Source organism: Kribbella sp. CA-294648 (assembly GCF_050943845.1).
Taxonomy (GTDB): Bacteria; Actinomycetota; Actinomycetes; order Propionibacteriales; family Kribbellaceae; genus Kribbella.
The window spans coordinates 7,611,091-7,637,245 of the sequence record NZ_CP191981.1; the positions used below are offsets into that span (position 1 = coordinate 7,611,091).

Here is a 26,155-nt window from a genome sequence, read left to right on the forward strand (position 1 = left end):
ACCGTGAAAACGAGCAGTCTTCTCACCGGTGATCTCCCTTGTACAGCAGGTACTTCGCGCGGCGCGCGGTCCAGGCCCGGGTCTCCGGCCGCCAGGCCGCGACGATCTCCTCGGCGGTCGCGCCCGCGGTGAACATGGTCCGGAAGCGGTCCGAGCCGGTCAGCAGGTCGATCCACCGGCCGGGCGGGTTCTCGGTCCGCCAGGAGAACTTCGTCGGATACAGCCGCTTGGCCTCCACCATCATGTGGGTGGCGGCGAGGATCGGGTCGACCCGGTCCGGATCACTGATGTGCACCTGGACACCGCCGCACGGCGTGTTCGCGTTCTTGCTGATGAAAGGCGTGAAGTACGCCTCCCGGAACTCGATCCCCGGGATGTCCTTGGTTCGCAGCGCGTCGGCCCACTGGTAGTCGACGTACGGCGCGCCGATCAGCTCGAACGGCCGGGTGGTGCCACGGCCCTCGGACATGTTGGTGGCCTCGAACAGACAGGTGCCCGGGTAGAGCAGGGCGGTGTCCGGTGTCGGCATGTTCGGACTCGGCATCACCCAGGTCAGGCCGGTGTCGGTGTAGAGCTGGTCCCGCCGCCAGCCCTCGAGCTCGATCACCTCGAGATCCCGCACCACCGGACCACCGGTGTCGAGCGCCAGGTACTCGGCGTTGAACAGCCGGGCCAGCTCGCCGACCGTCATACCGTGCTGCAGGATGATTTCTTCCTTGCCCACGCCCGAGGTGTAGCCAGGTTTGAGCAACGGGCCCCGGACGGCCCCACCGATCGGGTTCGGCCGGTCCAGCACCACGAACCGGAGGCCCATCTTCGCGGCCGCCACCATCGCCTCGTACATCGACCAGATGTAGGTGTAGAACCGGACGCCGACGTCCTGGATGTCGAAGACCACCGTCTCCACGCCGGCCTTGGTGTAGATGCTCTGCAGCTTGGCGGCGTTCGCGCCGTAGGCGTCGTAGACCATGATGTCGGTCCGTGGGTCGCGGTGGTCGCCCTGCGAACCGCCGGCCTGCGCGGCGCCACGGAAGCCGTGCTCCGGTCCGAAGGCGGCCACCAGCTCCACCTTGCTTTTGCCGGCGGCGTGCATGGCATCGACGATGTGGCTCCCGTCGGCCAGGACGCCGGTCGGGTTGCTGAACACGCCGACCTTCTGGCCGGCCAGCGCGGCCCAGCCGGAGTCGGCCAGCACCTGGGCGCCGGTCTTCACCTTCCGCTTCTTCTTCGCCGGGTCGTCCACGGCGTGGGCGGCGGTCCCACCGATCAGTGGGGCGGCACCGACGGCACCCGCGCCGGCCAGGAAAATACGACGTCCAACGGTCATGAGTGGATCTCCGATCCGCGGGTGAGCGCCAGGTCGGCCACAACAGGCCGGTGGTCGCTCGCCGCAACGAGGGCAGGGTCGGCCGGCACCTCGGCGCGCAGTACGCCGATGCCGTCCGAGACGGTGATGTAGTCGATGCGCTTGACCGGCGTCGCCGCCGGATAGGTCAGCGGTTGCCCGATGGTGACGGGCGCGGCGGTCCAGGCATCCGTCACCGCCGTCCAGAGCCGGGACAGTTCGGGGGACTGCGGTTCGGCGTTCAGGTCGCCGGCCAGCACCTGGTTGGCTCCGGCCGGATCCTGGGCCAGCAGGTCGAGAGTCTCGTCGACCTCGATCCGGCGCAGCGACGGGTCGGCGCGATAGTCGAGATGCGTGACGTAGAAGTGCAGCCGGGCGCCGCGAGCCTGGATGACCGCCTCCAGGAATCCCGGCATCGGCGTCGGGCCGGCCCCGGGATCCTGCGTCGACAAGCGGGTCAGGTCGTGGTTCTCGACACTCAGGATCGGGGCCTTCGACAACACCGCCAGCCCGTACTGCCGACGTGGCTGCCCCGGCTGGAGTGGGTCGAAGTCGTAGATCGGAGCGAAACCGGCCCGCATTCCCAGTCGGGCGGCCAGCTCCGTCACGAGGTCGCGCCACTGCGAACGCGCGCTCCAGTGCACGTCGACCTCTTGCAGGCCGATCACGTCGGCGTCCAAGGCCCGCAGCGTGGCGACCGTCCGCTCCAGGTTGAACACGTTGTCGTGCCCGGCGCCGGCATGGATGTTGTACGTCGCCACTCGCAGCGGCACCGGCGGACTGTTGCCATCGGCAATTGCCGGGGTGACGCCGGCGAACACGGTCAGCGCGGCGATCAGGAGTGCAAGTCGTTTCACCATGTCAGACCGTGCCCGAACGGATAGAGGGTGACCGACGGGTCACCCGCGACCGGGATGTCGACCGGCAACTTGCCGGCCGGTGCGATTTCGCCGTACAGGACCTTGGCGAGCGACTCCATCGAGACGTCGGCGTACGAATACGTCGCCAGGTACGTCGGCGCCGCTGGGAAGTACGCGATGTCGTACGGGTCGCGGACGGCGACCACGATCACCGGCTTGCCGGTCGCGAGCAGTTGCTTCACCAGCTTCTGCTGCTTGGCCTGCTTGTCGGTGACGAGGGTGTCCCAGGCCTTCATGGTCAAGACGATGGTGAGGTCGTGCGTCTGGGCTGCCGCTACTGCGCCGGTGATGGCGGCATCGGTCGGGGTTGCTCCGGTCTGCCGGACCGTCGTCGTCGCGCCCCGCGCGGCCAGCCGGTTCGCCAGCGTCTGGGTGGTGGCAACGCCGTACCCCGTGACCAGGATCGTGCGAGCCGCATTGCTCAACGGGAGCAGAGCGTTCTTCACTACCGTGGTCGAGCGGTCCGAGATGCGTTGCGCCGCGGCATAGTGCTTCGGTGTACCGACTACTGACGGCACAGCCGCGACGTCGACCATCGGCTGGTCCACCAGGCCGTTGAGGTGCTTGCGGCGTAGTACCCGATAGACGCTCTGGTCGAGCCGCTTCTCGCTGATCCGGCCGGACCGGACGGCGTCCAGTACAGCGTTGTAAGCGATGTCCATCCGAGGCGGCATGAGCAGCTGGTCGACGCCCGCCTCGAGCGCGAGCACGGGTACTTCGGCGTCGCCGTACTTCTGCCGGACGCCGGCCATCCCGAGCGAGTCCGTCACCACAACACCGTCGTACCCGAGTTCCTCGCGGAGGATGCCGGTCATGATCGGTTTGCTCAGCGTCGCCGGGTCACCGGACGGGTCCAGCGACGGGACCACGATGTGCGCGGTCATGATCGAGTCGATCCCGGCGGCGATCGCGGCCCGGAACGGCGGAGCGTCGATCCGCTCCCACTCCTCGCGGGTGTGGTCGATGGTCGGCAGGCCGGTGTGGCTGTCGGTCGCGGTGTCGCCGTGCCCCGGGAAGTGCTTCGCGGTCGCCGCGATGCCGCCGTCCCGCTGGTACCCGTCGACCTGGGCGGCCGTCAGGCGGGCGACGAGCTCCGGATCGGACGAGAACGACCGCACCCCGATCACCGGGTTGAGCGCGTTGACGTTCACGTCGGCAACCGGCGCGTAGTCCTGGTTCACCCCGACAGCGCGCAGCTCCGCGCCCGCGATCGCGGCGGCTTCCCGGGCGTCGGCCGTACTACGACCGGCGCCGAGCGCCATCGCACCGGCGAACTGGGTGGCCGGCGGACCGACCCGGAAGACGACGCCGTGCTCCTGGTCGGTGCTGATCAGGAGCGGCACCGAGACCTTCTGGCCAACGCCGAGCGAGGTCTGCTGCAGCCCGTTGGACAACGCCGCGATCTGCGGCGGGTTGGCCACCGAGCCGGTCCAGGCGAAGTAGATGACCCCACCGAGCTTGTACTTCGCGACCACCTCGGCCGGCGTCGCCACGCCGTACGCGGTGACGTTGCGCGGGTCCGCGGTGGTCGCCGTGGCGCCGTACGCGTAGGTGACGAACAGCTGGCCGACCTTCTCCTCCAGCGTCATCCGCGCCATCGTCGCGGTGGCCCACCCGTGCGCGCGGCCCGGGTTCGAGGCCGCCGCGAGCTCCGGCCGGAGCCCCGCCGCACCGGCAACAGCCGCTGCGGCGAGACCCAGGACGGTACGACGAGTTGGCCGGCTCACCAGGAGAGCCCGTGGCCGAACTTGTAGAGCGGAGTGGCGGGATCACCGGCGACCGGGATGTCGACCGGGAGCTTGCCGGCCGGCGCGATCTCGCCGTACAGGACCTTGGCCAGCGACTCCATCGAGACGCCCTGGTAGCCGTAGGTGGCCAGATACGTCGGCGCCTGGTCGAAGTACGCGATGTCGTACGGGTCGCGGACGGCGACCACGATCACGGTCTTGCCGGTGGCGAGCAGGTCCTTGACGAGCTTCTGCTGCTTGGCCAGCTTGTCGGTGACCTTGGTGTCCCAGGCCTTCTGGGTCAGCACCACCGTGACGTCGTTGAGCTGTGCCTTGGCGACGGCGTCGGCGATCGCCGCGTCCGTCGGCGCCGCACCGGTCTGCGCGACCGTCGTGGTGGCGCCGCGCTTGCTGAGACTGGCGCCCAGCGAGGCGGTCGTGTTGACGCCCCAGCCGGTGACGAGCACCTTCCGCGGCGTGGCGGCGAGCGGAAGGGTCTGGTTGTCGTTCTTGACCAGGGTGATCGACTTGTCGACGATCGTCTGCGCGGTGGCCAGGTGGGCCGGCGTACCGACCGTGGTGGCGACCTTGGCGGGGTCGACGTACGGGTGGAAGAGGACGCCGTTCTTGAGCTTCAGCAGCAGGATGCGCATCACGCTCTCGTTGACCTGGCGCTCACTGATCCGGCCCGACTTCACCGCGTCGAGGACCGCCTTGAACTGGACGTCCGGGGCGGGCGGCAGCAGCAGTTGGTCGGCGCCGGCCTCGATCGCACGGACCGCCACCTCGGCGTCGCCGTACTTGGTGCGGACCGCGGCCATCTCGAGCGCGTCGGTGATGATCAGGCCCTTGAAGCCGAGCTGGTTGCGCAGGACGCCGGTCAGGATCGGCTTGCTCAGCGTGGCCGGGTCACCGGACGGGTCGAGCGACGGGACCACGATGTGCGCGGTCATGATCGAGTCGATCCCGGCCTTGATCGCGGCCTTGAACGGCGGCGCGTCGATCGTGTTCCACTCTTCCAGGGTGTGGTTGATCGTCGGCAGCGAGGTGTGGCTGTCGTCGCGGGTGTCACCGTGGCCCGGGAAGTGCTTCGCGGTCGCCATGATGCCGGCGTCGCGCTGGTACCCCTTGACCTGCGCGACCGTCAGGTCCGCGACCAGCTGCGGGTCGCTGGAGAACGAACGGACGCCGATCACCGGGTTGAGCGCGTTGACGTTCACGTCGGCGACCGGGGCGTAGTCCTGGCGGATGCCCATCGCCTTCAGCTCACGCCCGGTGATACCGGCCGCGGTCCGGGCGTCCGCAGTGTCGCGGGCGGCGCCGTGGGCCATGTTGCCGCCGAACTGGGTGGCGGGCGGGCCGATCCGGACCACCACACCCTGCTCCTGGTCGGTGGCGATCGTCAGCGGGATCCGCCGGCCGGTGCTCAGGGCGGCCTGCTGGAGCTGGTTGGAGTACGTCGCGAGCTGGGTCGGGTTCTCCACGTTGCCGCGCGCATTGAAGTAGATCCAGCCACCGGGCTTGTACTTCGCGATCACCTCGGCGGGCGTCGCGACGCCGTACAGGGTGGTGTTGCGGGCGTCCGGCTTGTGCGCGTCCGGCCCGTACCCGAACAGCACGAACATCTGCCCGATCTTCTCTTCCAGCGTCATCCGGTGCAGCGCCATCGCGGCCTGCTTCTCGGAGGCGAACGCGGGCGGAGTCTCGGGCGGTGGAGCACTGACAGCAGCAGCCGGCGCCAGCGAGGCGATGGTCGCGAGACCGAGGCTGGCAACGGCAAAACGGCGCAAGGCGGACATGACCGACCCCTCAGGTAATTGAATTACAACCGTGCCCCCGCAGCCGAAAGTTACCCACGGACCGAGTCCGGGTCAAGGGCAAACCCAAACCTCATCCAACACTCCGGTTCCCCCACCCACAACCAACCACCCCGTTCAATCGCTTGTACTACGCCGTCGGCGGTCGAGGAGGGCGAACAGAATGCCCAGGGCGGCGAGGACGATGAGTTCGGCGGCAACAATCAGCAGGTTGATCCAGAGCGTTCCCGCCAACTGAAGTGCGACGACCAGGGACGCGGCCGTGGCCACTACTGCGGTGGGGACCAGCCAGCGGAGTCGCCGCGGTGAGACGCCGAGCGCGAGGAGTCCGATGCCGATGAGGAGCGAGGCGGGGATGGACATCATGCCGGCGACGAGGACCTGGTTGGCGCGGTCGGCGGCGAAGTCGGAGGGATAGGCGAGCAGGACGACACCACCCGCGGTGGCCAGCAAACTGAACACCGCGACAGGCGATAGCTGCCGCCAGTCGATCATTCAGGTCACCTCCCCGCAGCCATTCTCCCCACCTGCCAGGCTGCGGAAGTGCCTGGCAGGTGAACGGTGTCAGTCTTTTTCGGGGAGGCCTACTACCTGGTGGATTGAGGGCCAGGAGGTGAGGACGTCGTGGATCGGGCCGGGTGGGGTGGATTCGAGGGCTTCGGTGTGGGCGGTGGTGAGGACGTCGGCGATGCGGACGGGGGTGCCGGAGGCCGAGGAGCGGACGGCGGCTTCGACCATGGCGACGCTGAGGACGTTGGTGTGGACCTCTGTCTGGGGTTTGCTGTCGGTTCGTAAGGCGTGGACGAATTCGGCCAGGGAGCCGGCGATTTCTTCTGGTTCGTTGCCGACGTGGGCCGGTACTGGTTCGCCGGTAGTGAGTTCCGCGGTGGGGGCGGAGTCGCCGTCCCAGATGGCGGTGCCGCTGGCGGAGCTCGCTCGCCAGCGGCCGTTCCAGGAGGTTTCCAGGCCGGGGGCGCACCAGCTTCCGGTGAAGACGAAGCGGGCTCCGCCGTCGAAGGTGAAGACGGCGTCCGCGGCCGCGTTCCCGTCGAACCAGCTCCAGTCCGGGTTGTAGGAGTCGCAGTACACCGACAGCGGCTCCGTACCGATCAGCTTGCGGGCCAGGTCGAACTGGTGGATCGCCATGTCGACCAGCAGCGGCTCGGCCATCCGCTCCCGGAAGCCGCCGAACCGCGGCGCCTTGAAGAACTCGCACGACAACGAACCGACCGCACCCAGCTCAGCCAACTGCCGCCCGAAGGCTTCGCCCGTCCGGAAGTACCGGCGGGACTGCGAGACCATCAGCAACTGACCGCCGGCCTCCGCGGCCGCGACCATCGTCAGGCATTCGCGAACCGTCTCGGCCAACGGCTTCTCGCACAACACCGGCAACCCACGCAGCAACGCATCGACGCTGACCACGGGATGCGCAAGCGGAACCGTCACGTCGATCACCGCCTCGGCGCCGACCTGCTCTGCCAGCTCGTCGAGCGACGCGGCCACCGGTACTTCGGCGTACCCGTGCTCGTCGGCTACCGCACGCGACAGTGGGACATCGAGGTCGACCAGCCCGACCAGGACGACGTCCGGGTTCTCCTTGATGGTGCGAAGCCAGGCCCGGCCCATCCCTCCGGCACCGACCTGGACGAGCCGCAGGGGTTCAGGCATCGGCACGCTCTTCATCGGACTCGATGGGGCCGGCGTAACCGTGGCCGTTGAAGAAGTCACCGGTCTCGTACCGCAGCAACGTCGGCAGCGCTCGCTCCGGCAGGTCGGTCTTGGCCCACTCCACCCCGTTGGCGATCACCTTGCGGACATCCTTGTGGTGGTACACCGGGTAGTCCTGGTCACCGGGCGAGAAGAAGAAGATCTTGCCGTGGCCGCGACGGAACGTGCAGCCGGACCGGAACACCTCGCCGCCACTGAAGGTGGAGACGAAGACCAGCTCGTCCGGCACCGGGATGTCGAAGAACTCGCCGTACATCTCCTGCTGCTCGATGACGATCGGGTGCGGGATGCCCCGCGCGATCGGGTGCGTCGGGTTCACCGTCCAGACCAGCTCGCGATCCTGCTCGCTGCGCCAGCGCAAGGTGCAGGTGGTGCCCATCAGCTTGCCGAAGATCTTCGACCAGTGGCCCGAGTGCAGGACCAGCAGGCCCATGCCCGACAGCACGTGCTGATACACCCGGTCGACCACCTTGTCCTCGACCTCACCGTGCGCGGCATGCCCCCACCAGACCAGTACGTCGGTGGTGGCCAGCACCTCTTCGGTCAGGCCGTGCTCGGGTTCGTCGAGGGTCGTCGTACCGACCTCGACCGTGTCGCCGAGGTTCTCGGCGATGCCCTCGGCAATCGTCGTGTGCATGCCGTCGGGGTAGATCTCGGCGACGTGCGGCTCGACCTGCTCGTGCCGGTTCTCGCCCCATACGAGTACCCGAATCGTCATCAGTTTCGTCCTTGGTTGTCGAGGGTCATTTGACGGCGCCACCGATGGCGCCGGCGGCGATGTACTTCTGGGCGGCGACCAGCAGCACGATGGCCGGGATCGCCGAGAGGACCGCGGTGGCCATCACCGCGTTCCAGTTCTGCACCTGGGTGCCGAGGTACTGGTAGATCCCCAGCGTGACGGGCCGCACGTCACCCTTGGTGGTGAGCGTGAGAGCGAAGAGGAAGTCACTCCAGGCGAAGAGGAAGGTGAACAGCCCGGCGGTGATGAGGGAGTTCTTGCTGATCGGCAGCACGATCGCGACGAAGGCCCGGAACAGTCCGGCGCCGTCCACCCGCGCGGCCTCCACCAGGGATGGCGGCAGCGACAACATGAACGACCGCAGGATCAGGATCGCGAACGGGATCCCGCTGCTGCAGTTGGCCACGATCAGCCCCGGAATCGAGTTCAGCAGGCCGAGCCGCTCGTACGCCGTGTAGAGCGCGTTGGCGATCACGATGCCCGGGATCATCTGCGAGACCAGGATCGCCAGCAGCCCGATCCCCACCCAGCGGGAGCGGAACTGCGACAACGCGTACGCACAGGGCGCGGAGACCGCCAGGCAGAGGACCACCGTGCCGCCCGCGATGATCACGCTGGTGAGCAGGTTCTCGCCCTGCTCGCTGAGCGCCCGCCGATAGCCGGCGAAGCTCGGATCCAGCGGCAACAGGCCGGCGGTCAAGGTGTTCCCGGACGGCTGCAGCGAAGCGTTGACCATCCAGTAGACCGGAAACAGCATCACGCACAGGATCAGTACGCCGATCACGGTGTAGATCCCGCGACGAACAGTCGAGTCGGTCATGGGGCCTCCCGCCCTGGACTGAGGAATGGAGGGAGCGAAGCGACCGGAGTGACGAGGGAAGGGCGGGAGTTAAGCCCCATGACCCGCCGAGCCGGAGGCGAGGCCAAAAGCACAGACATCGTCGTACCCCTCCTATTCGTCGATGGCGCGTCGGGTGGCGCGCAGGTAGAGGACCGCGAAGGCCAGTGAGATCGCGATCAGGATGTTGCTCAGCGCCGCGCCCTCACCGAACTTGAAGTCGATGAACGACCGCTCGTACGACTGGGTGGCCAGCGTCTGGGTCGCGTTGGCCGGGCCGCCGCCGGTCAGGCCGAGGATGATGTCCAGCACCTTGATCGTGTAAACCACGCCGAGCACCAGCAGCACGCTGGCCACGGCGCGCAGGTTCGGCCAGGTGATGTAGCGGAAGGCCTGCCAGCCGGTGGCGCCATCGAGTTGCCCGGCCTCGTACAGCTCGTCCGGGATCTCGCTCAGTCCGGAGTACAGCAGGGTGACGTTGAACGGGATGCCGATCCAGATGTTCACCCCGATCACCGCGATCAGCGCGACCGACGGCGAGTTGAGCCACGGCACCGGATCGTCGATGACGCCGAGCCAGGTCAGGCTGCGGTTCAGGATCCCGCTGTCCTGCTCGAGGATCGAGCGCCAGGTCGCGCTCGACACGATCAGCGGCAGCAGCCACGGCAGCAGGAGCAGCGACCGGAGCAGACCACCGAGCGGGAACCGGCGGCGGAAGAACAGCGCCAGCCCGAGTCCGACGGTGAACTGGAACGCGATCGAGCCGATGGTGAACAACGCCGTGTTCACCATCGCCTGCGAGAACAACTGGTCCTGGACCACGGCCGAGTAGTTGCGCAGTCCCACCCAGGGCGCCTGCCCGGTGAAGAAGGTCCGCAGGCCGTAGTCCTGCAGACTCATCATCAGGTTCTTCACCACCGGGTACCCGAACAGCGCCAGCATCGCCAGCGCGGCCGGCGCCACGAACAGGATCTTGGTCAGATCCTCACCGCGGTGGCGCCGCCCCCGAGACCTGCGGACAGGCTCGGGGCCGGACGCCGCGGCGTCCTTGCGAGTCAACGTCGCCTGGGCCATCGCGATCAGCCGCCGGAAGCCTGCTTGAAGGCGTCCTGCGCGGAGGCTTTCCCGGTCAGTGCCAGCGCGATCGCCTGGTAGATCACCTTGGCGGCCTCGGGCCACTTCTCGCCGAGCTTGCCGGTCCGCGCGCGGGCGGTCTTGACCTGCTCGGTGAAGGCCTTCATCGACGGCACTTCCTTGACGTACTGGTCGAGCAGTGCGGTCTTGGTCGGGATGGTGAACCGGGCCTTCGCCCAGGCCAGCTCGTTCTCGTCCGAGTTCAGGCACTTCACGAAGTCGGCGGCCTTCTGCTGCTTGGCCTGGTCCTTGTTCAGCGGGACCGTCCAGGCCTCACCACCGAGCGGGGCGACCGGCGTCTGGTCCGGCTTGTTCAGCGGGAAGGTGACCACGTCCCACTTGACGTTCGGGGCCTTCGCCAGCGCCGGGATCTGCCACGGGCCGTTCACCATCATCGCGGCCTTGCCGGCCACGAACTGGTCCTTCGCGTCACCCTGGGTCCAGTTGATCACGCTCTTCGAGGCCGAACCCGACTGCACCAGATCCACCCACAACTGCAGCGCTTCCGCGACCTGCGGGCTCTTCAGATCCGTCTCGTCGCCGCCGTTGGTCCACATCGCCGGCAGGAACTGCCACGAGCCTTCGTACGTCGCATTGGCGTTGAAGGCGATTCCGTACCGGCCGGGCTTGGTGAGCTTCTTGGCCGCGGCCTTCAGCTCGTCCCAGGTCTTCGGCGGCTGGACCCCGGCCTCCTGCAGCATCTGCGTGTTGTAGAACAGCGCGATCGTGTTGGTCACCGGCGCCAGCCCGTAGAGCTTGCCCTGGTACGACGTCGCGTCGTTCATGCCCTGGATGACGCCGTCCCCGGTCAGCCCCAGGTCGTTCAACGGCGCCAGCGCACCGGTGGCGGCGATCTGCTGGACGTCGGGGTTGTCCAGCATCAGTACGTCGGGCAGCGTCTTCGACGAAGCCTGTTGCAGGACCTTCGCGATCAAGGTGTCACCAGGCACCGTCTCGCGCTGGATGGTGATGCCCAGCTGGGTGGCGCAGGAGTCGAGCCCCTTCTGCACCAGCGCCTTGTCGGGGTCGTTGTTGTAGTAGTCCAGGATCGTCAGGCTGCTGACGCTGCCGGTGGACGAGGACGACGCGTTGTCGCCGCTGTCGCCGCAGCCGGCGATGACGAGCGACAGGGCCGTCGCACCCGCCAGAGCCGCGGTGATCCGCTGCGTGATCATGACATTGCACTCCTTCGGTGGGCCGGTGAGAGAACCGATGGCCACGCTGGTCAAGCGCTTAACCACGGATCGCGGGAAACTTCTCCGAGCTGTTGTGGACCTGGCGGCAAAGCGGTTAACTAGCCGCGTAGTCAGGGACTATGTTCCCTACGTCACACGGCTGTCAAGGGCTCGGCGCCGTCCAGCTGGCAGGGTGTGGACCGGACAACGGAAGTGAGGTGGAGGGCGACCGATGGTGACCATGCGGGACGTGGCGAAGCGTGCGGGCGTGTCCATCGCCACCGTCTCCTTCGTGCTCAACGACACCAAACCGGTGACGCCGGCGACCCGGCAGCGGATCGAGCAGGCGATGACCGAGCTCGGGTTCCGCCGCAACGTGGTCGCCCGCGCGCTGGCCAGCCGGCGTACCCGGATCATCGCGATGGCGTATCCGGCCCTGGACCACCGGTTCGGGTTCTCGGCGGCGGAGTTCTTCACCAGCGCGGCCGACGCGGCCCGCAAGCAGGACTACCACCTGGTGCTGTGGCCGGTCGGGAATGACGGGGGCGAGCTCACCGAACTGGTCGGGCAGTCGCTGGTCGACGGAGTCGTGCTGATGGAGGTCCAGCTGGACGATCCGCGGATCGAGGTGCTGCAAAGGACCGGGACGCCGTTCGCGCTGATCGGCCGGACCACCACACTGGAGAGCCTGTCCCACGTCGACATCGACTTCGACACCACCGTCGAGGACGCGATCGGCTACCTGTACGGCCTCGGGCATCGCCGCCTGGTGCTGATCTCGGGCGATCTGGACGACCCGAGATTCCGTACCTACGGGCCGTACGTGCGATCGGAGGCCGCCTATCGCAGGGTCGCGGCGGACTACGGCATCGAGACCGTCGTACTGGCCTGCGCCGACTCGACCCGCGCCGGCCAGGGCGCCGCGACCAGGCTGCTGCGCGACCACCCGGAGACGACGGCCGTCGTCGTACTGAACGAGTACTCCGCACTCGGCGTGATGTCCGGCCTGAACCGGCTCGGCCGTCGCGTCCCGGACGAGATCTCGGTGCTGTCGTTGCTGATGGCCCCTGATACCGGGGCGCTCTCGAACCCGGAACTCACCTTCATGCGAACCCCGGGCCCCGAGCTCGGTCAGCTCGGCACGCAGGCGCTGATCCGCCAGCTCGAGGGCGCCGCCCCCCTTCCCCCGCCGCACCTGATTCCCGCCCGGCTCCACGTCGGCGAAACCACCGCGCCACCGCCGGAGTAGCTGTCCGTTCGGGAGCAACCCGTTCGTCGGTAGGGCAGAGAGTGCCTTTCGAGGAAGGGGTTGTGATGACGGACGTCCGAGAAGTCATCCACGGGCTCGACATCACGGTTGCCCTGGGTCTCGACCGCCGCGTTCCCCTGGACCGCCTGCAGCTCGTGCTGGACGGGATGAAGTCCAAGAACGTCAAGTACTTCGGTGCCGACCTGCAGGACGTCGTACTGCGGGCCGATGACCTCGACTGGTCCCTAGGTTCGGGGCAGCAGGAGTTGTCCGGCAGCGCGCAGGACCTGTTGCTCGTACTCTGCGGCCGCAAGCTGCCGCCCGGTCGCGTCTCCGGCGCGCCCAGTTCCCGTTTCACCACAGCCTGAGGAGGCTCTGCACCATGAGCAGTTCACCTGTCATCGTCTGTCTGCCGATCGCCGACCGGCAGCGGTCGTTCGAGTTCTACGGCGCCGGGCTCGGGTTCGAACCGATCGGCGAACTGGCCGAGGACGGTCTGCCGGAGCCGCTGCAGTTCGTCGTCAACGACGGGATGCGGCTGATGCTGATCCCGACCGGCGGCTTCGGCTGGGTGATCGGCGGGCGCAAGGTCGCGGATCCCGGCGTCACCGAATGCATCCTTGCCCTGAGCGCGGCCACCGACGCCGAGGTCGACCAGCACGTCGACCGGGCTCGCGAGGCCGGCGCCGAGATCGTCATCCCACCCGCCCAGCAGCCCTGGGGTTACACCGCCAGCTTCGCCGACCCCGACCAGCACCTCTGGCAGGTCACTGCTGTGCCGAGCTGAAACGGCGTTTCAGAGTCGGGAGCACCGTTCAGCGGAGCTCCAGGCCATCAATGGCGAGGATCTCCGCCGAGGCGACGCTTGGTGCAGCGGCTGGCGGCGGCCTGGCGGGAGCTGGGCGGGGCGGTTGATGGCGTGGGGGTCCGCCCGCGCAAAAGCGAAACCCCGCCGACGCGAGCGTCGGCGGGGTTCGGGTGGTGCGGGGGTGGTGCGGGTCAGAGCTTGAGCGACGTCTCCACGATGCCGGCGAGGGTGTGGGCGACCTCGTGGGCGGTGTCGGACGACTCGGCTTCGACCATGACGCGGACCAACGGCTCCGTGCCCGAAGGACGCAGCAGGACGCGACCGCTGTCACCCAAACGGGCGGTGGCGGCCGCAACCGCGGCCTGTACGTCGGGGTCGGTGCCGGCCCGGGTCTTGTCGACGTTGGGGACGTTGACGAGGACCTGCGGCAGGCGGGTCATCACCGAGGCCAGGTCGGCCAGTGGCTTGCCGGTCTGGGCCATCCGGGCGAGCAGCATGACGGCGGTGAGCGTGCCGTCGCCGGTGGTCGCGTGGTCGGACAGGACCACGTGGCCGGACTGTTCGCCGCCGAGCTTGTGGCCGCCGGCCTTCATGGCTTCCAGCACGTAGCGGTCGCCGACCTTGGTCTGCTCGACCGCGATCCGCTCCCGGACCATCGCCTGGACGAAGCCCAGGTTGCTCATCACGGTCGCCACCACGGTGTCGTTGGACAGCCGGCCCGAGTCGCGCATCGCCAGGGCGAGCACGGCCAGGATCTGGTCGCCGTCGACGAGCTCGCCGGCCGCGTCCACGGCCAGGCAGCGGTCGGCGTCACCGTCGAGGGCGATGCCCAGGTCGGCGCCGTGCCCGATCACCTCGCGGCGCAGACCCTCCATGTGGGTCGAACCGCAGTCGAGGTTGATGTTGAGGCCGTCGGGCGCCGCGGCGTACGTGATGACCTCGGCACCCAGCCGGCGCAGGGCTTCCGGTGCGGTCAGCGAGGCCGCGCCGTTGGCGCAGTCGATGACCACCTTCACACCGTCGAACCGGTTGGGGGCGGACCGGACCAGGTGCGAGACATAGGTCTCGAACCCGTGCCCGTCGTCGAGCACGCGACCGACGGCGGCACCGGTCGGGCGCTGCCACTCCTCACCGGTCCGGACCTCGATCGCGTCCTCGATCACGTCGTCGAGCTTGATCCCGCCACGGGCCAGGAACTTGATGCCGTTGTCGGGCATCGGGTTGTGGCTGGCGGACAGCATCACGCCGAGATCGGAACCGGTCGAGCCGGTCAGGTAGGCGACGGCCGGGGTCGGCAGCACGCCGAGCCGGACGACATCGACGCCGGCGCTGGCCAGACCGGCCACCACGGCTGCTTCGAGAAATTCACCACTGGCCCGAGGATCCCGCCCCACAACGGCGCGTGGCCGGTGCCCTTCGAAGGCACCGGCCTCGCCGAGTACGTGAGCTGCCGCGACCGAGAGGTCGAGCGCCAGCTCCGCGGTGAGATCCACGTTCGCCAGGCCACGGACTCCGTCCGTGCCGAACAAACGCGACATCAGGTGATCAGCGCTTGCTGTACTGCGGAGCCTTACGGGCCTTCTTGAGACCGGCCTTCTTGCGCTCCTTGATCCGCGCGTCGCGGCTGAGCAGACCGGCCTTCTTCAGACCCGGACGGTTCGCCTCCTCGTCGGCGGCGTTCAGGCAACGGGCGATCCCGAGCTGCAGCGCACCGGCCTGGCCGGTGATGCCGCCGCCGTTGATCCGGGCGATGACGTCGTAGGAGCCCTCGAGGCCCGCCACCACGAACGGCTCGTTCACGTGCTGCTGGTGAACCTTGTTCGGGAAGTAGACGTCGATCGGCTTGCCGTTGACGGTGATGTTGCCCGTCCCCGGGATGAGCCGGACGCGCGCCACGGCCTCCTTGCGGCGACCGGTGGCACCGGCCGGGTTGATCACCGCGACGCGACCGGACTCGGCGCGCTGCTCCGGGCTCGGGTTCGTCTCGGAGGTGTAGGCAACCGGGCCCTCGGTGTCGATGGGCACCTCGATGTCGAGGTCGTCGGTCTCGGTGGTGATGTCGCTCACGCTGGGAATCCTCGTTTACCTGGCTCGTCGATCGCTACTACTGAGCGATCTGGGTGATCTCGAACGGCTTCGGCTGCTGGGCCGTGTGCGGGTGCTCCGGACCGGCGTACACCTTCAGCTTGCCGAGCAGCTTCCGGCTGAGACGGTTCTTCGGGAGCATGCCCCAGACAGCCTTCTCGACGGCCTTGCGCGGGTCCTTGTCCAGGATCTCGCCGACCGGGGTGGAGGTCAGGCCGCCCGGGAAGCCCGAGTGGCGGTAGGCCAGCTTGTCGGTCCGCTTGTTGCCGGACAGCGCGATCTTCGAGGCGTTGATGACGACGACGAAGTCACCGCCGTCGACATGCGGCGCGAACGTCGGCTTGTGCTTGCCACGCAGCAGGGTGGCGATCTGGACGGCGAGCCGACCGAGCACGACGTCGGTGGCGTCGATCACATGCCACTCACGGGTGACGTCAGCAGGTTTCGGGCTGTACGTGCGCACGGTCGTTGACCTTCGTTTCTCAGAGGTTGACAAATCTAGAACTGGTACGTCGGCGAGCGGCCCGCAATCACACCGGCGAGGACCAGGAACGCACAACAGCAGCCCAGAATACCGGCGTGGACGCCTCGGGGTCAAAGCGAGCCCGCGACGGGAGGGGACCCCGGCTTGGAAGCAGCCCGGGACCGCACTAGTTTAGCGGTGAAGATTGCAGTCCGATCCGCGTTCCGCCGGCGACGATACCCTCACTCACTCCGGCGATGACGCCAGCTTCCGAAGAGGGCATTGTGACCGAACAGTCGCTCACCGTCCGGGACAACCGGACCGGCAAGGACTACGACCTTGCCATCACCGATGGCACCATCCGTGCCGCTGATCTCAAGCAGATCAGTGCAACCGACGGAGACGGTGGCCTGGCCACCTACGACCCCGGCTTCGTCAACACCGCCTCGACCCGCTCCTCGGTGACCTTCATCGACGGCGACAAGGGCATCCTGGAGTACCGCGGCTACCCGATCGAGCAGCTCGCCGAGCAGTCGAACTACCTCGAGGTCGCGTACCTGCTGGTGAACGGCGCGCTGCCGAACAAGGTGGAGTACGAAGCCTGGGTGCACGACGTGACGTATCACACGTTCGTGCACGAGAACCTGAAGACCTTCATGCAGGGCTTCCGGTACGACGCGCACCCGATGGGCATGCTGCTCGCCTCGGTGGGCGCGCTGTCCACCTTCTACCCCGAGTCGCGCGACATCTTCGACGAGCAGTCGCGGGCGCTGCAGATCCGCCGGCTGATCGCCAAGATGCCGACGCTGGGCGCGTTCTCCTTCCGGCACGCCCAGGGCAAGCCGTACGTCTACCCCGACAACGAGCTGAGCTACGCGGCCAACTTCTTGTCGATGCTGTTCAAGATGAGCGAGCCCAAGTACGCCGCCGACGACCGGCTGGTGCGCGCGCTGGAGATCCTGTTCATCCTGCACGCCGACCACGAGCAGAACGCCTCCACCAACGCGGTCCGGGCGATCGGCTCCACCCAGGTCGACCCGTACTCCGCGGTCACCGGCGGCATCGCCGCCCTCTACGGCCCGCTGCACGGCGGCGCCAACGAGGCGGTGCTGAAGATGCTGCGCCGGATCGGCTCGGTCGACAACGTGCCGTCGTTCATCGAGGGCGTGAAGAACGGCGAAGAGCGGCTGATGGGCTTCGGCCACCGGGTCTACAAGAACTACGACCCGCGCGCCAAGATCATCAAGAAGGCCGCCGACGACGTCTTCGAGGTGACGGGGATCAACCCGCTGCTGAAGATCGCCGTCGAGCTGGAGAAGATCGCGCTGGAGGACGAGTACTTCGTCTCCCGCAAGCTCTACCCGAACGTGGACTTCTACTCCGGCCTGATCTACGAGGCCCTGCAGTTCCCGCCGGAGATGTTCACCGTGCTGTTCGCCATCCCGCGGACGTCGGGCTGGCTGGCCCAGTGGCTGGAGTCGCTCGGCGACACCGACCAGAAGATCGCCCGTCCGAAGCAGATCTACACCGGCGCCCGTGGCGTCCAGTACGTCCCGATGGGCGACCGCTGACCCACCCGCTCCACCCGAACGGCCCTTCGACCAGCACGGTCGAGGGGCCGTTCTGCTACTCCCCACAGCATCAGGGCAACCCCTAGGTCTACGCCGAGCGGGCCGGTTCGGAGTACGCCTCCTACCGCGGCTGCGGTACCGCAAGTGCCGCTGTCGGCCCGACGCGGTGGAGGGGGTGTTTTCGCGAGGCTGAAGCAGTCAGATCAGCTTGCGAATCGGGAGACCTCGCCATGAACGCGTTAATTGCCAAGAGCAACAACTTGTCCGGCTGGCTCGGCCGGCAGAGCATCGACATCCTGCGGATCAGTCTCGGCCTGGTCTTCCTGGCCTTCGGGGCACTGAAGTTCTTCCCCGGCGCCAGCCCGGCCGAGGCGCTCGTCATCCGGACCATCGACACCCTCACGCTCGGCGTGATCAGTGGGCAGGGAGCGCTCCTGCTGACGGCCGCGCTGGAGTGCTTCATCGGGATCACGCTGATCACCGGCAAGCTGCTCCGCACCGGGTTGCTGGTGCTGGGTTTCTCGCTGGTGGGGATCATGTCGCCGCTGGTGCTGTTCTTCGGCGATCTGTTCCCGGGGACGCCGACGCTGGAAGCGCAGTACGTGTTCAAGGACATCGTGCTGGCCGCCGCCGGCCTGGTGATCGCCGCCAAGGTCTTGTCCGCGACGCCGCTGCGCGAGCGCGTTGCCTGAGCTTGGAAACGGCCCCGGTCCGGCTGCGCTGCCAGGGGACCGGGGCCGTTCGTGCGCTTCTGGGTACTACGACGCGTCCCGCTCCGGCGCCGGTTCCCGCAGTACTGCGATGAGTTGGTCGAGCCGGCCGCGGGCGCGGGCCATCGCCACGTGGTCGATGTAGTCGCGCGACTCGACGATCAGCCCGTCGCGGACCCGCAGGACGAAAACGCACGGCACCCGGAACTCCTCCCCCGTCGCGATCACCGAGCCGGCGTAGTCGAACTCGGCCACGATCACCTCCGGGTCCTGGGTCCGGTGGACCCGGATCGCGTCCGGCTGGAACTGGACCACCTCCGCCACTCGCGGCCCGGTCCCGGTGAAGTGCTCGCGCAGCGCGTCGCGGCTGAGCAGCGGGTGAGCGCCGTACGGCGACATCGGGTGGCGGACGTCGGTCTGCTCGGCGTACAGGGCCGGGAGCGCCTCGAGATCGCGGTCGGCGACACCGTGCACCAGGCGCAGGAAGACCTCTTCAGGAGTCATCGGGGGTTGTCCTCACGGCAGATTAAGCGGAGTGATGACTCCGAATATACGGAGTGGCCACTCCGTTGACAACTCTTTCGGCCTCCCGAACGTCTCTTAGGCTGTCGGGTGCCACCACTGCGAGGAGTGCGATGAGGCCGTTGCGTGCGGACGCCCGGGACAACCGGGTCCGGATCCTGACCGCCGCCGAGGAGGTTTTCGGCCGGTCGCCCAACGCCTCGACCGACGAGGTCGCCAAGCTCGCCGAGGTGGGCATCGCGACCGTGTTCCGGCACTTCCCGACCAAGGTCGACCTGCTCGAAGCCGTTCTCACGCTGCGGCTCGAACGCCTCCGCGACCGGGCGATCGAGCTGGCCGGAGAGGACGACGCCGGCGCCGCGTTCTTCGCCTTCTTCGAGCAGGTGGTCGCCGAAGCGGCCTCCAAGCTGGCCGTCGGGGACGCTCTGATCGCGGCCGGTGCGGTGGTCGGCGACGACGCCAAGCAGGCCGGTGCGAGCATGCGCGAGGCCTTCGGCCAGTTGCTCGAGCGGGCCAAGAAGAGCGGCCAGGTGCGCGGCGACGCCGAGTTCCCCGAGGTCTACGCGCTGCTGATCGGCGCCTCCCGCGGCGCGACCGCGGCCGGCCTGACCGCGGAGGTCCGCTCCCGGATGCTGAACCTGCTCTTCGACGGCCTGCGTCGCCGATGAAGAGGTGGTCGCGCCGCCGCCGCGCACTCGTCTTCATCCCACTGGTCTTGGTTCTCCTCGTCACGGTCCCGTACGGCGTACTGGCGCTGACCTGGCGCATCGCCTACTCGGGTGATCCGGCGGCCACCGCGACGACGCGTGGTCAGGACGCGATCTGGCTCGGGCACGCCTGGGTGGACGGACGGAAGTCGGCGGCGGACATCACGGCACTGGCCAAGCGGCTGGAGGGCACCGGGATCCGCGACCTCTATGTGCACACCGGACCGCTGGAACACGACGGATCGTTGCCCTTGGCAAAGGTTTCGCCGAAGGCCCGGTGGTTCACCGAGGCCGTGCACCAGGCGATGCCGACGATCCGGGTGCAGGCCTGGCTCGGTGATGTCGTGCAGCCTGAGAAGAACCCGGGCATGGACCTGGAGGACGCGGCCGTGCGCGATCGGGTGACCACCACCTCCAGCGCCGTGCTCGACCAGGGCTTCGACGGGATCCACTTCGACCTGGAACCACTGCAGTCCGGCTCGCCGGGCTTCCTGCGGTTGCTGGATCAGGTCCACACGATGACGTCCGCGCGGAAGGCGCCGCTGTCCGTCGCCGCCCCGCAACTCAACCCGGCGCCCGGCATGAACGGCGTACTGCTCGCCGTCACCGGGATGAGCAAGTGGTGGACGAAGTCGTACTTCACCGAGGTGGCGAGCCGGGTCGAGCAGATCGCGGTGATGTCGTACGACACCTGGACACCGCTGGAGTCCCTGTACGGCGGCTATGTGGCGCAGCAGACCGAGATGGCGCTGGAGGCGACGCCTGACCACGTGGACCTGCTGATGGGCGTGCCGTTCTACTGGGAGGACAACATCTCCCACCGGGGCTCGGCCGAGACCGTGGAGGCCGCCGTCCGCGGCGCCCAGCTAGGCCTCGGCAAGTCCGACCGCAAGAACTTCGGCCTGGCCCTCTACGTCGACTTCGCCGCAACCGAAGCCAACTGGACCGCCTACCGCGAGACGTGGTGCAGCAATCTCTGACTGACGGTAAATTCCAGGCGGTATCGTCAGTCCCATGGACTACCCGCTCCTGGGAACCGAGCCACTCGCGGTCGAGTTCGCCAACACCCGGTACGACGATGACGGCGTGATCGTCGACTTCCTGCGCACGGCCGAGCTGATGAACGGGTGGTTCGCCGAGTACGCCCGGTTGCACGGCCGGCGGCGGCCGGCCGGCGTACCAGCGCGGGATCTCGGGCGGGTGCGGGACTTCCGCGACCACGTTCACCAGGTGCTGGCGGCACTTGCCGATGGCAAGCACCCTGGCTATGAATCGGTCGCGTCCGTCAATGATTGCGCAGCTCAGGCGCACTCCTCGGTGCGGATGGAGTGGCCGGCGGGCGGGGTTCCCCGGAGAGCCGCCGACTCGTCGAGCACCGGCACGACTCGGCTGCTGGCCGAGTTGGCCACGGAGACGATCGGGCTCGCGACCGATGGTTCGGTGCTGGCCCGCTGTGCCGGTGAGGACTGCCGGATGCTGTTCGTCCGGCACCATGGCCGACGCCGCTTCTGCCATTCCTCCTGCAGCCAGCGAGCTCGCCAGGCCCGCTACCAGCAGCGGCTGGCAACGAAATAGCTTGACGGTAAATTTATGCTTTTACCGTCAGCACCTCGCAGCAGGAGGAACCCATGGCCTACACCTTCCGGCGCCTGACCAGAGCGGACTTCCCGCTGCTGGCCGACTGGCTGGCGAACCCGCACGTCGCCCGCTGGTGGAATCACGAGACCACGCCGGAGGCGCTCGAACGCGACTTCGGCACCGCGGCGGACGGCGGCGAACCGTCAGAAGACCTGCTGGTCCTCCAGGACGGCAAGCCCATCGGCCTGGTCCAGCGCAGCAAGCTCGCCGACTATCCGGAGTACCTGACCGAGTTCCAGGCCCTCACCGAGGTACCGGCCGAAGCGGCAACGATCGACTACCTGATCGGTGAGTCCGCCGACACCAACCGAGGCGTCGGTACGGCGATGATCGCTGCTCTGGTGGCGGAAACCTGGACCAACTACCGCGACACCGACGCGATCATCGTCGCCGTCGTGGCCGGGAACCGCCCGTCCTGGCGGGCCCTCGAACGGGCCGGCTTCCACCGCGTGGCAGAGGGCCCGATGGAGCCCGACAACCCCATCGACGACCCGCTGCACTACGTCTACCGCATCGACCGCCCTCAGCGGGCGCGTTCGACCCGGCCTTCGTCCCAGACCGGTTCCGGCGACTCGTAGACGTTGCCGTCGCTGCCGAACACCAGGTAGCGGTCGAAACCGCGGGAGAACCAGCGGTCGTGGGTGACCGCCAGAACCGTTCCGTCGAAGGAGTCCAGGCCCTCCTCCAGTGCTTCGGCAGACTCGACGTCGAGGTTGTCGGTCGGTTCGTCGAGTAGCAGCAGGGTGGCGCCGGACAGCTCCAGCAGGAGGATCTGGAACCGGGCCTGCTGACCTCCCGACAGTGAGTCGAAGGTCTGCTCGGCGGCATGCGCCAACTCGTACCGGTCGAGCTTGCGGGAGGCCAGCTCGCGGCCCATCCCGTCACGGTGGTCGTCGCCGCGGTGCAGGATCTCCAGCAGCGTCCGGCCGGCCAGCTCGGGGTGCTCGTGGGTCTGCGCGAACCAGCCGGGCCGGACGCGCGCGCCGAGTTTGGCGTTACCTGTGTGCGCGACCGACGGGATCACCATCTCGCCGACCGGCCGGTGCTCGACATCGGGATCGGAGCCGCCGTTCGCGAGCAGCCGCAGGAAGTGCGACTTGCCCGAACCGTTCGAGCCCAGGACGGCCACGCGTTCGCCGTACCAGACCTCCAGGTCGAAGGGGCTCATCAGGCCGGTCAGCTCGAGGCCGGTGCAGACGACCGCGCGCTTGCCGGTCCGGCCGCCGGTCAGCCGCATGCTGACCTTCTGCTCGCGCGGGATCGCCTCGGGCGGCCCGGCTTCCTCGAACTTGCGCAACCGGGTCTGGGCCGCCTTGTACGCCGACGCCAGCCCGTCGTTGTAGGCCGCCTTGATCTTGTACCGCAGTACCAGGGCCTTGAGCTTGGCGTGTTCCTCGTCCCAGCGGCGGCGCAGCTCCTCCAGCCGTTCGAACCGTTGCTTGCGCGCCTCGTGGTACGACCGGAAGCCGCCGCCGTGCGTCCACACGGTGTTGCCTGCGGCCCCTAGCTCGACGGTGACGATCCGGGTCGCGGTGTTGGCCAGCAGCTCACGGTCGTGGCTGATGTAGAGCACCGTCTTCGGGGTCGCGTTCAGCTGCTCCTCGAGCCAGCGCTTGGCCGGTACGTCGAGATAGTTGTCCGGCTCGTCCAGCAGCAGCACCTCGTCCGGCCCGCGCAGCAGGGCCTCCAGCACCAGGCGCTTCTGCTCCCCGCCGGACAGCGTCTTCACCTCGCGCCAGCGGCAGTTGTCGAACGGGATGCCCAGCGCGGCCATCGTGCAGACGTCCCAGAGCACCTCGGCGTCGTAGCCGCCGACCTCGCCCCAGTCGGACACCGCCTGGGCGTAGCGCAGCTGGGTCTTCTCGTCGTCGGCCTCCATCATCGCCACCTCGGCCTGGTCGAGCTTGGCTGCGGCCTCCCGGATCCGGTCCGGCGCGACCCCGAGCAGCAGGTCGCGGACGGTCGTCTCGTCGCGGACCGAACCGACGAACTGCCGCATCACGCCCAGCCCGCCGGACCGCGCGACACTGCCGCTGTGCGCCTTCAAGTCGCCGGCGATGATCCTGGTCAGCGTGGTCTTGCCGGATCCGTTGGCGCCGACCAGCGCGACCTTGGCGCCGTCGCCGACCCGGAAGGTGATGTCGTCCAGCAGCACCCGCCCGTCCGGTAGTTCGAACCCGATCCCCGCGACCTCCACATGACCCATGCCCCCAGTCTGACCGCCCGGCCGACGCGACCGCGACCGGTTATCGTTCTCCCTGACCGAACAGGGAGCCTGATGAACGACAACCCGGTCCGTCCCGAGACCGTCGAAGCCGAGTTGCGGCGCTTGCTGGCCGACCTCAAGGGCGCCGCACCCGAGGTGATCGAGGCCGAGACCGCGCGACTGCTGGCGATGGCCGAGCAGGTCCAAGACGTTCGCGGCCGCGAACGCGCCCGGTTCCGGGCCGGCTCCCTGCCCCGCCTGCTGGCCGGCCCGGCGACGGCGACCAGCGAGCAGTTCCGGCAGGCCCAGATCCTGTTCGCCCGGGCGATCGACGGCGACGGACCGGCTGACGCCCGGATCCCGCAACTGGAGCAGACCGTCGAGCGGATCGGCGAACTCGCCGACCAGGCCCCGGTCCGCGAGGCCGGCGCGATCCGCCGGCTCACCAGCCCGCTGGTGCGGCTGATCGACAACTTGCGGAACGGATGAGCGCCGGACGGCTGATCCCGCGCGACAGCCCGGAGTACGCCTGGGTGAGCAGTGTCGTCCGGTCGGTGGAGAGACTGACCGGCCGGCCGTCCCGCTGGAACGGCGACCTGTACGAGGACACCCGGCCGAACGCCGCGGGAAGCGCCCTGGACGGCGGTGGGATGACCGTTAACACCGCCAAGGTGCTCGCCGCGGCAGGCAAGGCGTACGGGGCCGGCCGGCCGCTCACCGAGGACGAGTTGATCGAGGCCCGGGACGCGGTGCTCACCGTGGTCCACGAGGCCAAGCACCTGACCCACGCGCTCGGGGACGAAAGTGCTCCCGGCGCGACGCCGGTATACGCCCCCGACGCCTTGGCGCTGGAAGAGGGACTGACCGAGAACTGGGCGCACGAGCAGGTTGACGCGGTGATCCAGGACATCGGCATGGACCAGTACCAGCCCGGGCTGCTCACCACCGAGTCGATCAACTCGTACCCGGCGTACACGGCGACGGTCGACGAGTTGGTCCGCGGTACGGCGAACGTCACCGGCCTGTCCCAGAGCCAGGTGCTCGAGACGCTGGACGGCGCCGATCGCACGCAGCGCCTGGCCGCCATCGCCGATCTGGCGATCGACCAGCGGATGGCCGACGTGCTGCCCGCTCAGGATCGCGACGCTGTCCGGACCCAGTTGATCAACGCGATGCGACCCCATCTGGCCACGGTCGGAACCCTGCAGAGCAGCGAGGTGCACTCCGACGTCAGCAAGTCCATCGGAGGTCACCAGGCCGCTCAGCTGGCAGTCACGGCCTTGAGTACGACGGTGGCCGACCTCGAGAACAAGTACCGGGACGCAGCCCTCGCGCAGGCTCAGCCGGCAGCAGACGTAGAGCACCTACGGAAGTTCCTGGGCAGTGGACTGCCCGGGGAGTCGTACCGCGCCGGCCGCGACAACGCCGTACCGGACAACGTGCGGCAGTTGCCGCAGCGACGGGACCAGAGTCAGGCGCGGGAGTAGCTACCAGCCCTTGAGGTGGTCGAGATACACGCCACTGGTGGGCCGGACGCCGTCCTTGAGGATGAGCTTGAGCGGTGCGGCGTAGAGCCCGTACGTCCGGGTGCCGGTGAAGAACCCGGCCGACGCGCAGCCGTCGTACCCGACCCAGACCTCGCGGACGCCGGTCGCGGTATCGAAGCGCAGCACGATCGCCTCCTTCGGCCTGGCCAGCTCGGCGGTGCACTTGAACGCCGGGAGTGCCGGGTTGCGCTCCGGCAGCCCCTTGATCGCGTCGACAACCTGGCGGGCGGTGGTCGCAGTGAAGGTGGCCGTGCCGAGCAGTAGCTGGTTGCCGGGCACCAGCGAGTACCGGCAGGCCTGCAGCCCGAAGACCGGAGTGTCCAGGTCAAGACCGGTCCCCGGCGGCACGGCCTCGTGGCCGGGGGCGTTGAGGATCGGGTGCTGGGGCGGACATCCGTCGATGGCTGTGGGCGCTTCGGGCGCGCTCTTGTTGCCGTGGCCCTCCGCACTGCCGGCGCTGTCGCTGGAACTCGTCGGCATGGGCGATGGACCGCCGATGGCGCCCCACACGCCGCCGATGGCCGCTACTACCACCACTGCCGCGGCGGCCATGGTCAGCCGGTGCCGCCGCTGCTGGACCCGCCTGCGCGCTTCACTGGCGAAGCTGGCGGGCCGGCGGCCCTGGATGCTGTGGGCCTTGCTCTGGAAGGCGTCCGCGAGCTGCGGGCCGAGCTCTTGCTCATCCGGCTCAGGCATCCTCGGCTCCTTCCTTGCTCAGCGTGTCCTTCAGAACGGCCAGTGCCCGATGCACATGCGATCTGGCCGTGGCCTCCGCACAGTGCAGCAGTGTTGCGATCTCGGCGTACGAGAGTTCTTCGTAGAAGCGCAGTACGACGGCAGCGCGCTGCTTGTCCGGCAGCGTCGCGCAGAGTGCCCAGACGGCTTCCGCGTCGGCCCTGTTGGCAGTGCCGTCGGGAGCGGCGGCTGTGGTCCTCGTCGGGTCCTCTACCGGCGCCTCCCGGCGACGGAAGCGCCGCCACCAGGAGATGTGTGCGTTGACCACCATCCGTTTCACGTAGGCCTCAGGGTCGTCGGCCCGGCTGACCCGCGCCCAGCGCGCGCAGGCGGTCGTCAGCGCGTCCTGGACGGCGTCCTCCGCCAGTTGGTGGTCGCCTGTCAGCACATAGGCGAACCGCAGCAGCGCGTCCGCCTTCTCGGTCACCCAGACTTCGAAGTCGATCGCGCCGGACTGCACCTCGCCTGTTGCCAAGGCTGCCTCCATACCC

Annotated in this window: 28 protein-coding genes; 11 read left to right on the top strand and 17 right to left on the bottom strand. The window is 68.4% G+C overall.

The annotated features are described in order from the left end of the window. Nucleotides 1-22: 22 nt before the first annotated feature. From ACQPYM_RS36195 to ACQPYM_RS36240, 10 genes are all read right to left on the bottom strand, one after another. On the bottom strand, nucleotides 23-1,327 hold the full coding sequence (locus ACQPYM_RS36195) for an exo-beta-N-acetylmuramidase NamZ family protein (RefSeq protein ID WP_433009942.1): 1,305 nt from the start codon (nucleotides 1,325-1,327) through the stop codon (nucleotides 23-25). After that, the gene (locus ACQPYM_RS36200) at nucleotides 1,324-2,205 is read right to left on the bottom strand and encodes an endonuclease/exonuclease/phosphatase family protein (protein ID WP_433009944.1); all 882 of its coding nucleotides are present in this window, start codon (nucleotides 2,203-2,205) and stop codon (nucleotides 1,324-1,326) included. Before ACQPYM_RS36200 ends, ACQPYM_RS36195 begins: the two co-directional genes overlap by 4 nt. Then, nucleotides 2,199-3,992 (bottom strand): glycoside hydrolase family 3 protein, encoded by a 1,794-nt coding sequence (locus ACQPYM_RS36205; RefSeq protein ID WP_433009947.1) that lies wholly within the window; start codon nucleotides 3,990-3,992, stop codon nucleotides 2,199-2,201. The genes ACQPYM_RS36200 and ACQPYM_RS36205 overlap by 7 nt, the downstream gene beginning before the upstream one ends. Then, nucleotides 3,989-5,791 (bottom strand): glycoside hydrolase family 3 protein, encoded by a 1,803-nt coding sequence (locus ACQPYM_RS36210; RefSeq protein ID WP_433009950.1) that lies wholly within the window; start codon nucleotides 5,789-5,791, stop codon nucleotides 3,989-3,991. The genes ACQPYM_RS36205 and ACQPYM_RS36210 overlap by 4 nt, the downstream gene beginning before the upstream one ends. A 135-nt stretch (nucleotides 5,792-5,926) precedes the next feature. Next, nucleotides 5,927-6,304, bottom strand: a complete 378-nt coding sequence (locus ACQPYM_RS36215; RefSeq protein ID WP_433009953.1) for a hypothetical protein — start codon at nucleotides 6,302-6,304, stop codon at nucleotides 5,927-5,929. 69 nt (nucleotides 6,305-6,373) lie between these two features. Further along, nucleotides 6,374-7,477, bottom strand: a complete 1,104-nt coding sequence (locus tag ACQPYM_RS36220; protein WP_433009956.1) for a Gfo/Idh/MocA family protein — start codon at nucleotides 7,475-7,477, stop codon at nucleotides 6,374-6,376. Then, nucleotides 7,470-8,255, bottom strand: a complete 786-nt coding sequence (locus ACQPYM_RS36225) for a ThuA domain-containing protein (protein WP_433009959.1) — start codon at nucleotides 8,253-8,255, stop codon at nucleotides 7,470-7,472. The genes ACQPYM_RS36220 and ACQPYM_RS36225 overlap by 8 nt, the downstream gene beginning before the upstream one ends. Nucleotides 8,256-8,280: 25 nt before the next feature. Further along, on the bottom strand, nucleotides 8,281-9,096 hold the full coding sequence (locus tag ACQPYM_RS36230; protein ID WP_433009962.1) for a carbohydrate ABC transporter permease: 816 nt from the start codon (nucleotides 9,094-9,096) through the stop codon (nucleotides 8,281-8,283). 132 nt (nucleotides 9,097-9,228) lie between these two features. Then, nucleotides 9,229-10,188, bottom strand: a complete 960-nt coding sequence (locus ACQPYM_RS36235; RefSeq protein WP_433009965.1) for a carbohydrate ABC transporter permease — start codon at nucleotides 10,186-10,188, stop codon at nucleotides 9,229-9,231. Between the two features lie 5 nt (nucleotides 10,189-10,193). After that, the gene (locus ACQPYM_RS36240; RefSeq protein WP_433009968.1) at nucleotides 10,194-11,423 is read right to left on the bottom strand and encodes a sugar ABC transporter substrate-binding protein; all 1,230 of its coding nucleotides are present in this window, start codon (nucleotides 11,421-11,423) and stop codon (nucleotides 10,194-10,196) included. A gap of 232 nt (nucleotides 11,424-11,655) precedes the next feature. On the opposite strand from ACQPYM_RS36240, the gene ACQPYM_RS36245 reads away from it, so the two are divergent. From ACQPYM_RS36245 to ACQPYM_RS36255, 3 genes are all read left to right on the top strand, one after another. Then, nucleotides 11,656-12,672 (top strand): LacI family DNA-binding transcriptional regulator, encoded by a 1,017-nt coding sequence (locus ACQPYM_RS36245; RefSeq protein WP_433009971.1) that lies wholly within the window; start codon nucleotides 11,656-11,658, stop codon nucleotides 12,670-12,672. 65 nt (nucleotides 12,673-12,737) lie between these two features. Continuing rightward, the gene (locus ACQPYM_RS36250) at nucleotides 12,738-13,040 is read left to right on the top strand and encodes a hypothetical protein (RefSeq protein ID WP_433009974.1); all 303 of its coding nucleotides are present in this window, start codon (nucleotides 12,738-12,740) and stop codon (nucleotides 13,038-13,040) included. 14 nt (nucleotides 13,041-13,054) lie between these two features. Further along, nucleotides 13,055-13,459: a VOC family protein gene (locus ACQPYM_RS36255; RefSeq protein WP_433009976.1), complete on the top strand. Its 405-nt coding sequence runs from the start codon at nucleotides 13,055-13,057 to the stop codon at nucleotides 13,457-13,459. Between the two features lie 212 nt (nucleotides 13,460-13,671). Here the strand turns inward: ACQPYM_RS36255 and glmM are convergent, their stop codons facing one another. From glmM to rplM, 3 genes are read right to left on the bottom strand one after another with little or no spacing between them, the layout of a single operon-like run. Beyond that, a complete protein-coding gene (glmM, locus tag ACQPYM_RS36260; protein WP_433009979.1) occupies nucleotides 13,672-15,018 on the bottom strand; it encodes a phosphoglucosamine mutase in 1,347 nt (448 codons plus the stop codon). Nucleotides 15,019-15,025: 7 nt separating this feature from the next. Beyond that, the gene (gene rpsI, locus ACQPYM_RS36265; protein ID WP_433009982.1) at nucleotides 15,026-15,547 is read right to left on the bottom strand and encodes a 30S ribosomal protein S9; all 522 of its coding nucleotides are present in this window, start codon (nucleotides 15,545-15,547) and stop codon (nucleotides 15,026-15,028) included. A gap of 37 nt (nucleotides 15,548-15,584) precedes the next feature. Further along, the gene (rplM, locus tag ACQPYM_RS36270) at nucleotides 15,585-16,028 is read right to left on the bottom strand and encodes a 50S ribosomal protein L13 (protein WP_433009985.1); all 444 of its coding nucleotides are present in this window, start codon (nucleotides 16,026-16,028) and stop codon (nucleotides 15,585-15,587) included. 284 nt (nucleotides 16,029-16,312) lie between these two features. On the opposite strand from rplM, the gene ACQPYM_RS36275 reads away from it, so the two are divergent. Together ACQPYM_RS36275 and ACQPYM_RS36280 are read left to right on the top strand one after the other, a co-directional pair. Beyond that, nucleotides 16,313-17,599 (top strand): citrate synthase, encoded by a 1,287-nt coding sequence (locus tag ACQPYM_RS36275; protein WP_433009988.1) that lies wholly within the window; start codon nucleotides 16,313-16,315, stop codon nucleotides 17,597-17,599. Nucleotides 17,600-17,829: 230 nt separating this feature from the next. Next, nucleotides 17,830-18,291, top strand: coding sequence for a DoxX family membrane protein (locus tag ACQPYM_RS36280; RefSeq protein ID WP_433009991.1), 462 nt, complete (start codon nucleotides 17,830-17,832; stop codon nucleotides 18,289-18,291). 66 nt (nucleotides 18,292-18,357) lie between these two features. Here the strand turns inward: ACQPYM_RS36280 and ACQPYM_RS36285 are convergent, their stop codons facing one another. Continuing rightward, nucleotides 18,358-18,813, bottom strand: a complete 456-nt coding sequence (locus tag ACQPYM_RS36285) for a nuclear transport factor 2 family protein (RefSeq protein WP_433009994.1) — start codon at nucleotides 18,811-18,813, stop codon at nucleotides 18,358-18,360. Nucleotides 18,814-18,944: 131 nt separating this feature from the next. Here ACQPYM_RS36285 and ACQPYM_RS36290 point away from each other — a divergent pair, with 131 nt between their 5' ends. Genes ACQPYM_RS36290 through ACQPYM_RS36305 form a run of 4 tightly spaced genes read left to right on the top strand, consistent with a single transcriptional unit; the run spans nucleotide 18,945 to nucleotide 21,754 of the window. After that, nucleotides 18,945-19,499 carry a TetR/AcrR family transcriptional regulator gene (locus tag ACQPYM_RS36290; protein ID WP_433009997.1) on the top strand — a complete coding sequence of 185 codons (555 nt, stop codon included), beginning with the start codon at nucleotides 18,945-18,947 and terminating at the stop codon, nucleotides 19,497-19,499. Next, entirely contained in the window at nucleotides 19,496-20,518 is a 1,023-nt protein-coding gene (locus ACQPYM_RS36295; protein ID WP_433009999.1) for a hypothetical protein, read from the top strand. Before ACQPYM_RS36290 ends, ACQPYM_RS36295 begins: the two co-directional genes overlap by 4 nt. A gap of 34 nt (nucleotides 20,519-20,552) precedes the next feature. Continuing rightward, the gene (locus ACQPYM_RS36300; RefSeq protein ID WP_433010001.1) at nucleotides 20,553-21,113 is read left to right on the top strand and encodes a CGNR zinc finger domain-containing protein; all 561 of its coding nucleotides are present in this window, start codon (nucleotides 20,553-20,555) and stop codon (nucleotides 21,111-21,113) included. Between the two features lie 53 nt (nucleotides 21,114-21,166). Further along, a complete protein-coding gene (locus ACQPYM_RS36305; RefSeq protein ID WP_433010003.1) occupies nucleotides 21,167-21,754 on the top strand; it encodes a GNAT family N-acetyltransferase in 588 nt (195 codons plus the stop codon). Here ACQPYM_RS36305 and ACQPYM_RS36310 read toward each other — a convergent pair. Next, entirely contained in the window at nucleotides 21,700-23,382 is a 1,683-nt protein-coding gene (locus ACQPYM_RS36310; protein WP_433010006.1) for an ABC-F family ATP-binding cassette domain-containing protein, read from the bottom strand. The two genes, ACQPYM_RS36305 and ACQPYM_RS36310, sit on opposite strands and share 55 nt — an antisense overlap. Before the next feature lie 72 nt (nucleotides 23,383-23,454). Between ACQPYM_RS36310 and ACQPYM_RS36315 the strand changes: the two genes are divergently transcribed. Continuing rightward, complete coding sequence (locus ACQPYM_RS36315; RefSeq protein ID WP_433010009.1) at nucleotides 23,455-23,871, top strand: hypothetical protein; 417 nt, start codon at nucleotides 23,455-23,457, stop codon at nucleotides 23,869-23,871. Beyond that, complete coding sequence (locus ACQPYM_RS36320; protein WP_433010011.1) at nucleotides 23,868-24,869, top strand: hypothetical protein; 1,002 nt, start codon at nucleotides 23,868-23,870, stop codon at nucleotides 24,867-24,869. Before ACQPYM_RS36315 ends, ACQPYM_RS36320 begins: the two co-directional genes overlap by 4 nt. Here ACQPYM_RS36320 and ACQPYM_RS36325 read toward each other — a convergent pair whose 3' ends face one another. Next, nucleotides 24,870-25,625, bottom strand: coding sequence for a hypothetical protein (locus ACQPYM_RS36325; protein ID WP_433010014.1), 756 nt, complete (start codon nucleotides 25,623-25,625; stop codon nucleotides 24,870-24,872). Next, the gene (locus ACQPYM_RS36330) at nucleotides 25,618-26,151 is read right to left on the bottom strand and encodes a SigE family RNA polymerase sigma factor (RefSeq protein WP_433010017.1); all 534 of its coding nucleotides are present in this window, start codon (nucleotides 26,149-26,151) and stop codon (nucleotides 25,618-25,620) included. Before ACQPYM_RS36330 ends, ACQPYM_RS36325 begins: the two co-directional genes overlap by 8 nt. Nucleotides 26,152-26,155 lie beyond the last annotated feature (4 nt).

What these genes read in the sequence shown, in the direction of transcription:
- ACQPYM_RS36245 (WP_433009971.1), top strand. Translation starts at nt 11,656, where the DNA reads ATGGTGACCATGCGGGACGTGGCGAAGCGTGCGGGCGTGTCCATCGCC.
- glmM (WP_433009979.1), bottom strand. Translation starts at nt 15,018, where the DNA reads ATGTCGCGTTTGTTCGGCACGGACGGAGTCCGTGGCCTGGCGAACGTG.
- ACQPYM_RS36330 (WP_433010017.1), bottom strand. Translation starts at nt 26,151, where the DNA reads ATGGAGGCAGCCTTGGCAACAGGCGAGGTGCAGTCCGGCGCGATCGAC.
- ACQPYM_RS36210 (WP_433009950.1), bottom strand. Translation starts at nt 5,791, where the DNA reads ATGTCCGCCTTGCGCCGTTTTGCCGTTGCCAGCCTCGGTCTCGCGACC.
- ACQPYM_RS36285 (WP_433009994.1), bottom strand. Translation starts at nt 18,813, where the DNA reads ATGACTCCTGAAGAGGTCTTCCTGCGCCTGGTGCACGGTGTCGCCGAC.
- ACQPYM_RS36240 (WP_433009968.1), bottom strand. Translation starts at nt 11,423, where the DNA reads ATGATCACGCAGCGGATCACCGCGGCTCTGGCGGGTGCGACGGCCCTG.
- ACQPYM_RS36300 (WP_433010001.1), top strand. Translation starts at nt 20,553, where the DNA reads ATGGACTACCCGCTCCTGGGAACCGAGCCACTCGCGGTCGAGTTCGCC.
- ACQPYM_RS36225 (WP_433009959.1), bottom strand. Translation starts at nt 8,255, where the DNA reads ATGACGATTCGGGTACTCGTATGGGGCGAGAACCGGCACGAGCAGGTC.
- ACQPYM_RS36220 (WP_433009956.1), bottom strand. Translation starts at nt 7,477, where the DNA reads ATGCCTGAACCCCTGCGGCTCGTCCAGGTCGGTGCCGGAGGGATGGGC.
- ACQPYM_RS36250 (WP_433009974.1), top strand. Translation starts at nt 12,738, where the DNA reads ATGACGGACGTCCGAGAAGTCATCCACGGGCTCGACATCACGGTTGCC.
- ACQPYM_RS36230 (WP_433009962.1), bottom strand. Translation starts at nt 9,096, where the DNA reads ATGACCGACTCGACTGTTCGTCGCGGGATCTACACCGTGATCGGCGTA.
- ACQPYM_RS36255 (WP_433009976.1), top strand. Translation starts at nt 13,055, where the DNA reads ATGAGCAGTTCACCTGTCATCGTCTGTCTGCCGATCGCCGACCGGCAG.
- ACQPYM_RS36200 (WP_433009944.1), bottom strand. Translation starts at nt 2,205, where the DNA reads ATGGTGAAACGACTTGCACTCCTGATCGCCGCGCTGACCGTGTTCGCC.
- ACQPYM_RS36310 (WP_433010006.1), bottom strand. Translation starts at nt 23,382, where the DNA reads ATGGGTCATGTGGAGGTCGCGGGGATCGGGTTCGAACTACCGGACGGG.
- ACQPYM_RS36320 (WP_433010011.1), top strand. Translation starts at nt 23,868, where the DNA reads ATGAGCGCCGGACGGCTGATCCCGCGCGACAGCCCGGAGTACGCCTGG.
- ACQPYM_RS36305 (WP_433010003.1), top strand. Translation starts at nt 21,167, where the DNA reads ATGGCCTACACCTTCCGGCGCCTGACCAGAGCGGACTTCCCGCTGCTG.
- ACQPYM_RS36215 (WP_433009953.1), bottom strand. Translation starts at nt 6,304, where the DNA reads ATGATCGACTGGCGGCAGCTATCGCCTGTCGCGGTGTTCAGTTTGCTG.
- ACQPYM_RS36235 (WP_433009965.1), bottom strand. Translation starts at nt 10,188, where the DNA reads ATGGCCCAGGCGACGTTGACTCGCAAGGACGCCGCGGCGTCCGGCCCC.
- ACQPYM_RS36195 (WP_433009942.1), bottom strand. Translation starts at nt 1,327, where the DNA reads ATGACCGTTGGACGTCGTATTTTCCTGGCCGGCGCGGGTGCCGTCGGT.
- ACQPYM_RS36325 (WP_433010014.1), bottom strand. Translation starts at nt 25,625, where the DNA reads ATGCCTGAGCCGGATGAGCAAGAGCTCGGCCCGCAGCTCGCGGACGCC.
- ACQPYM_RS36280 (WP_433009991.1), top strand. Translation starts at nt 17,830, where the DNA reads ATGAACGCGTTAATTGCCAAGAGCAACAACTTGTCCGGCTGGCTCGGC.
- ACQPYM_RS36295 (WP_433009999.1), top strand. Translation starts at nt 19,496, where the DNA reads ATGAAGAGGTGGTCGCGCCGCCGCCGCGCACTCGTCTTCATCCCACTG.
- ACQPYM_RS36290 (WP_433009997.1), top strand. Translation starts at nt 18,945, where the DNA reads ATGAGGCCGTTGCGTGCGGACGCCCGGGACAACCGGGTCCGGATCCTG.
- ACQPYM_RS36315 (WP_433010009.1), top strand. Translation starts at nt 23,455, where the DNA reads ATGAACGACAACCCGGTCCGTCCCGAGACCGTCGAAGCCGAGTTGCGG.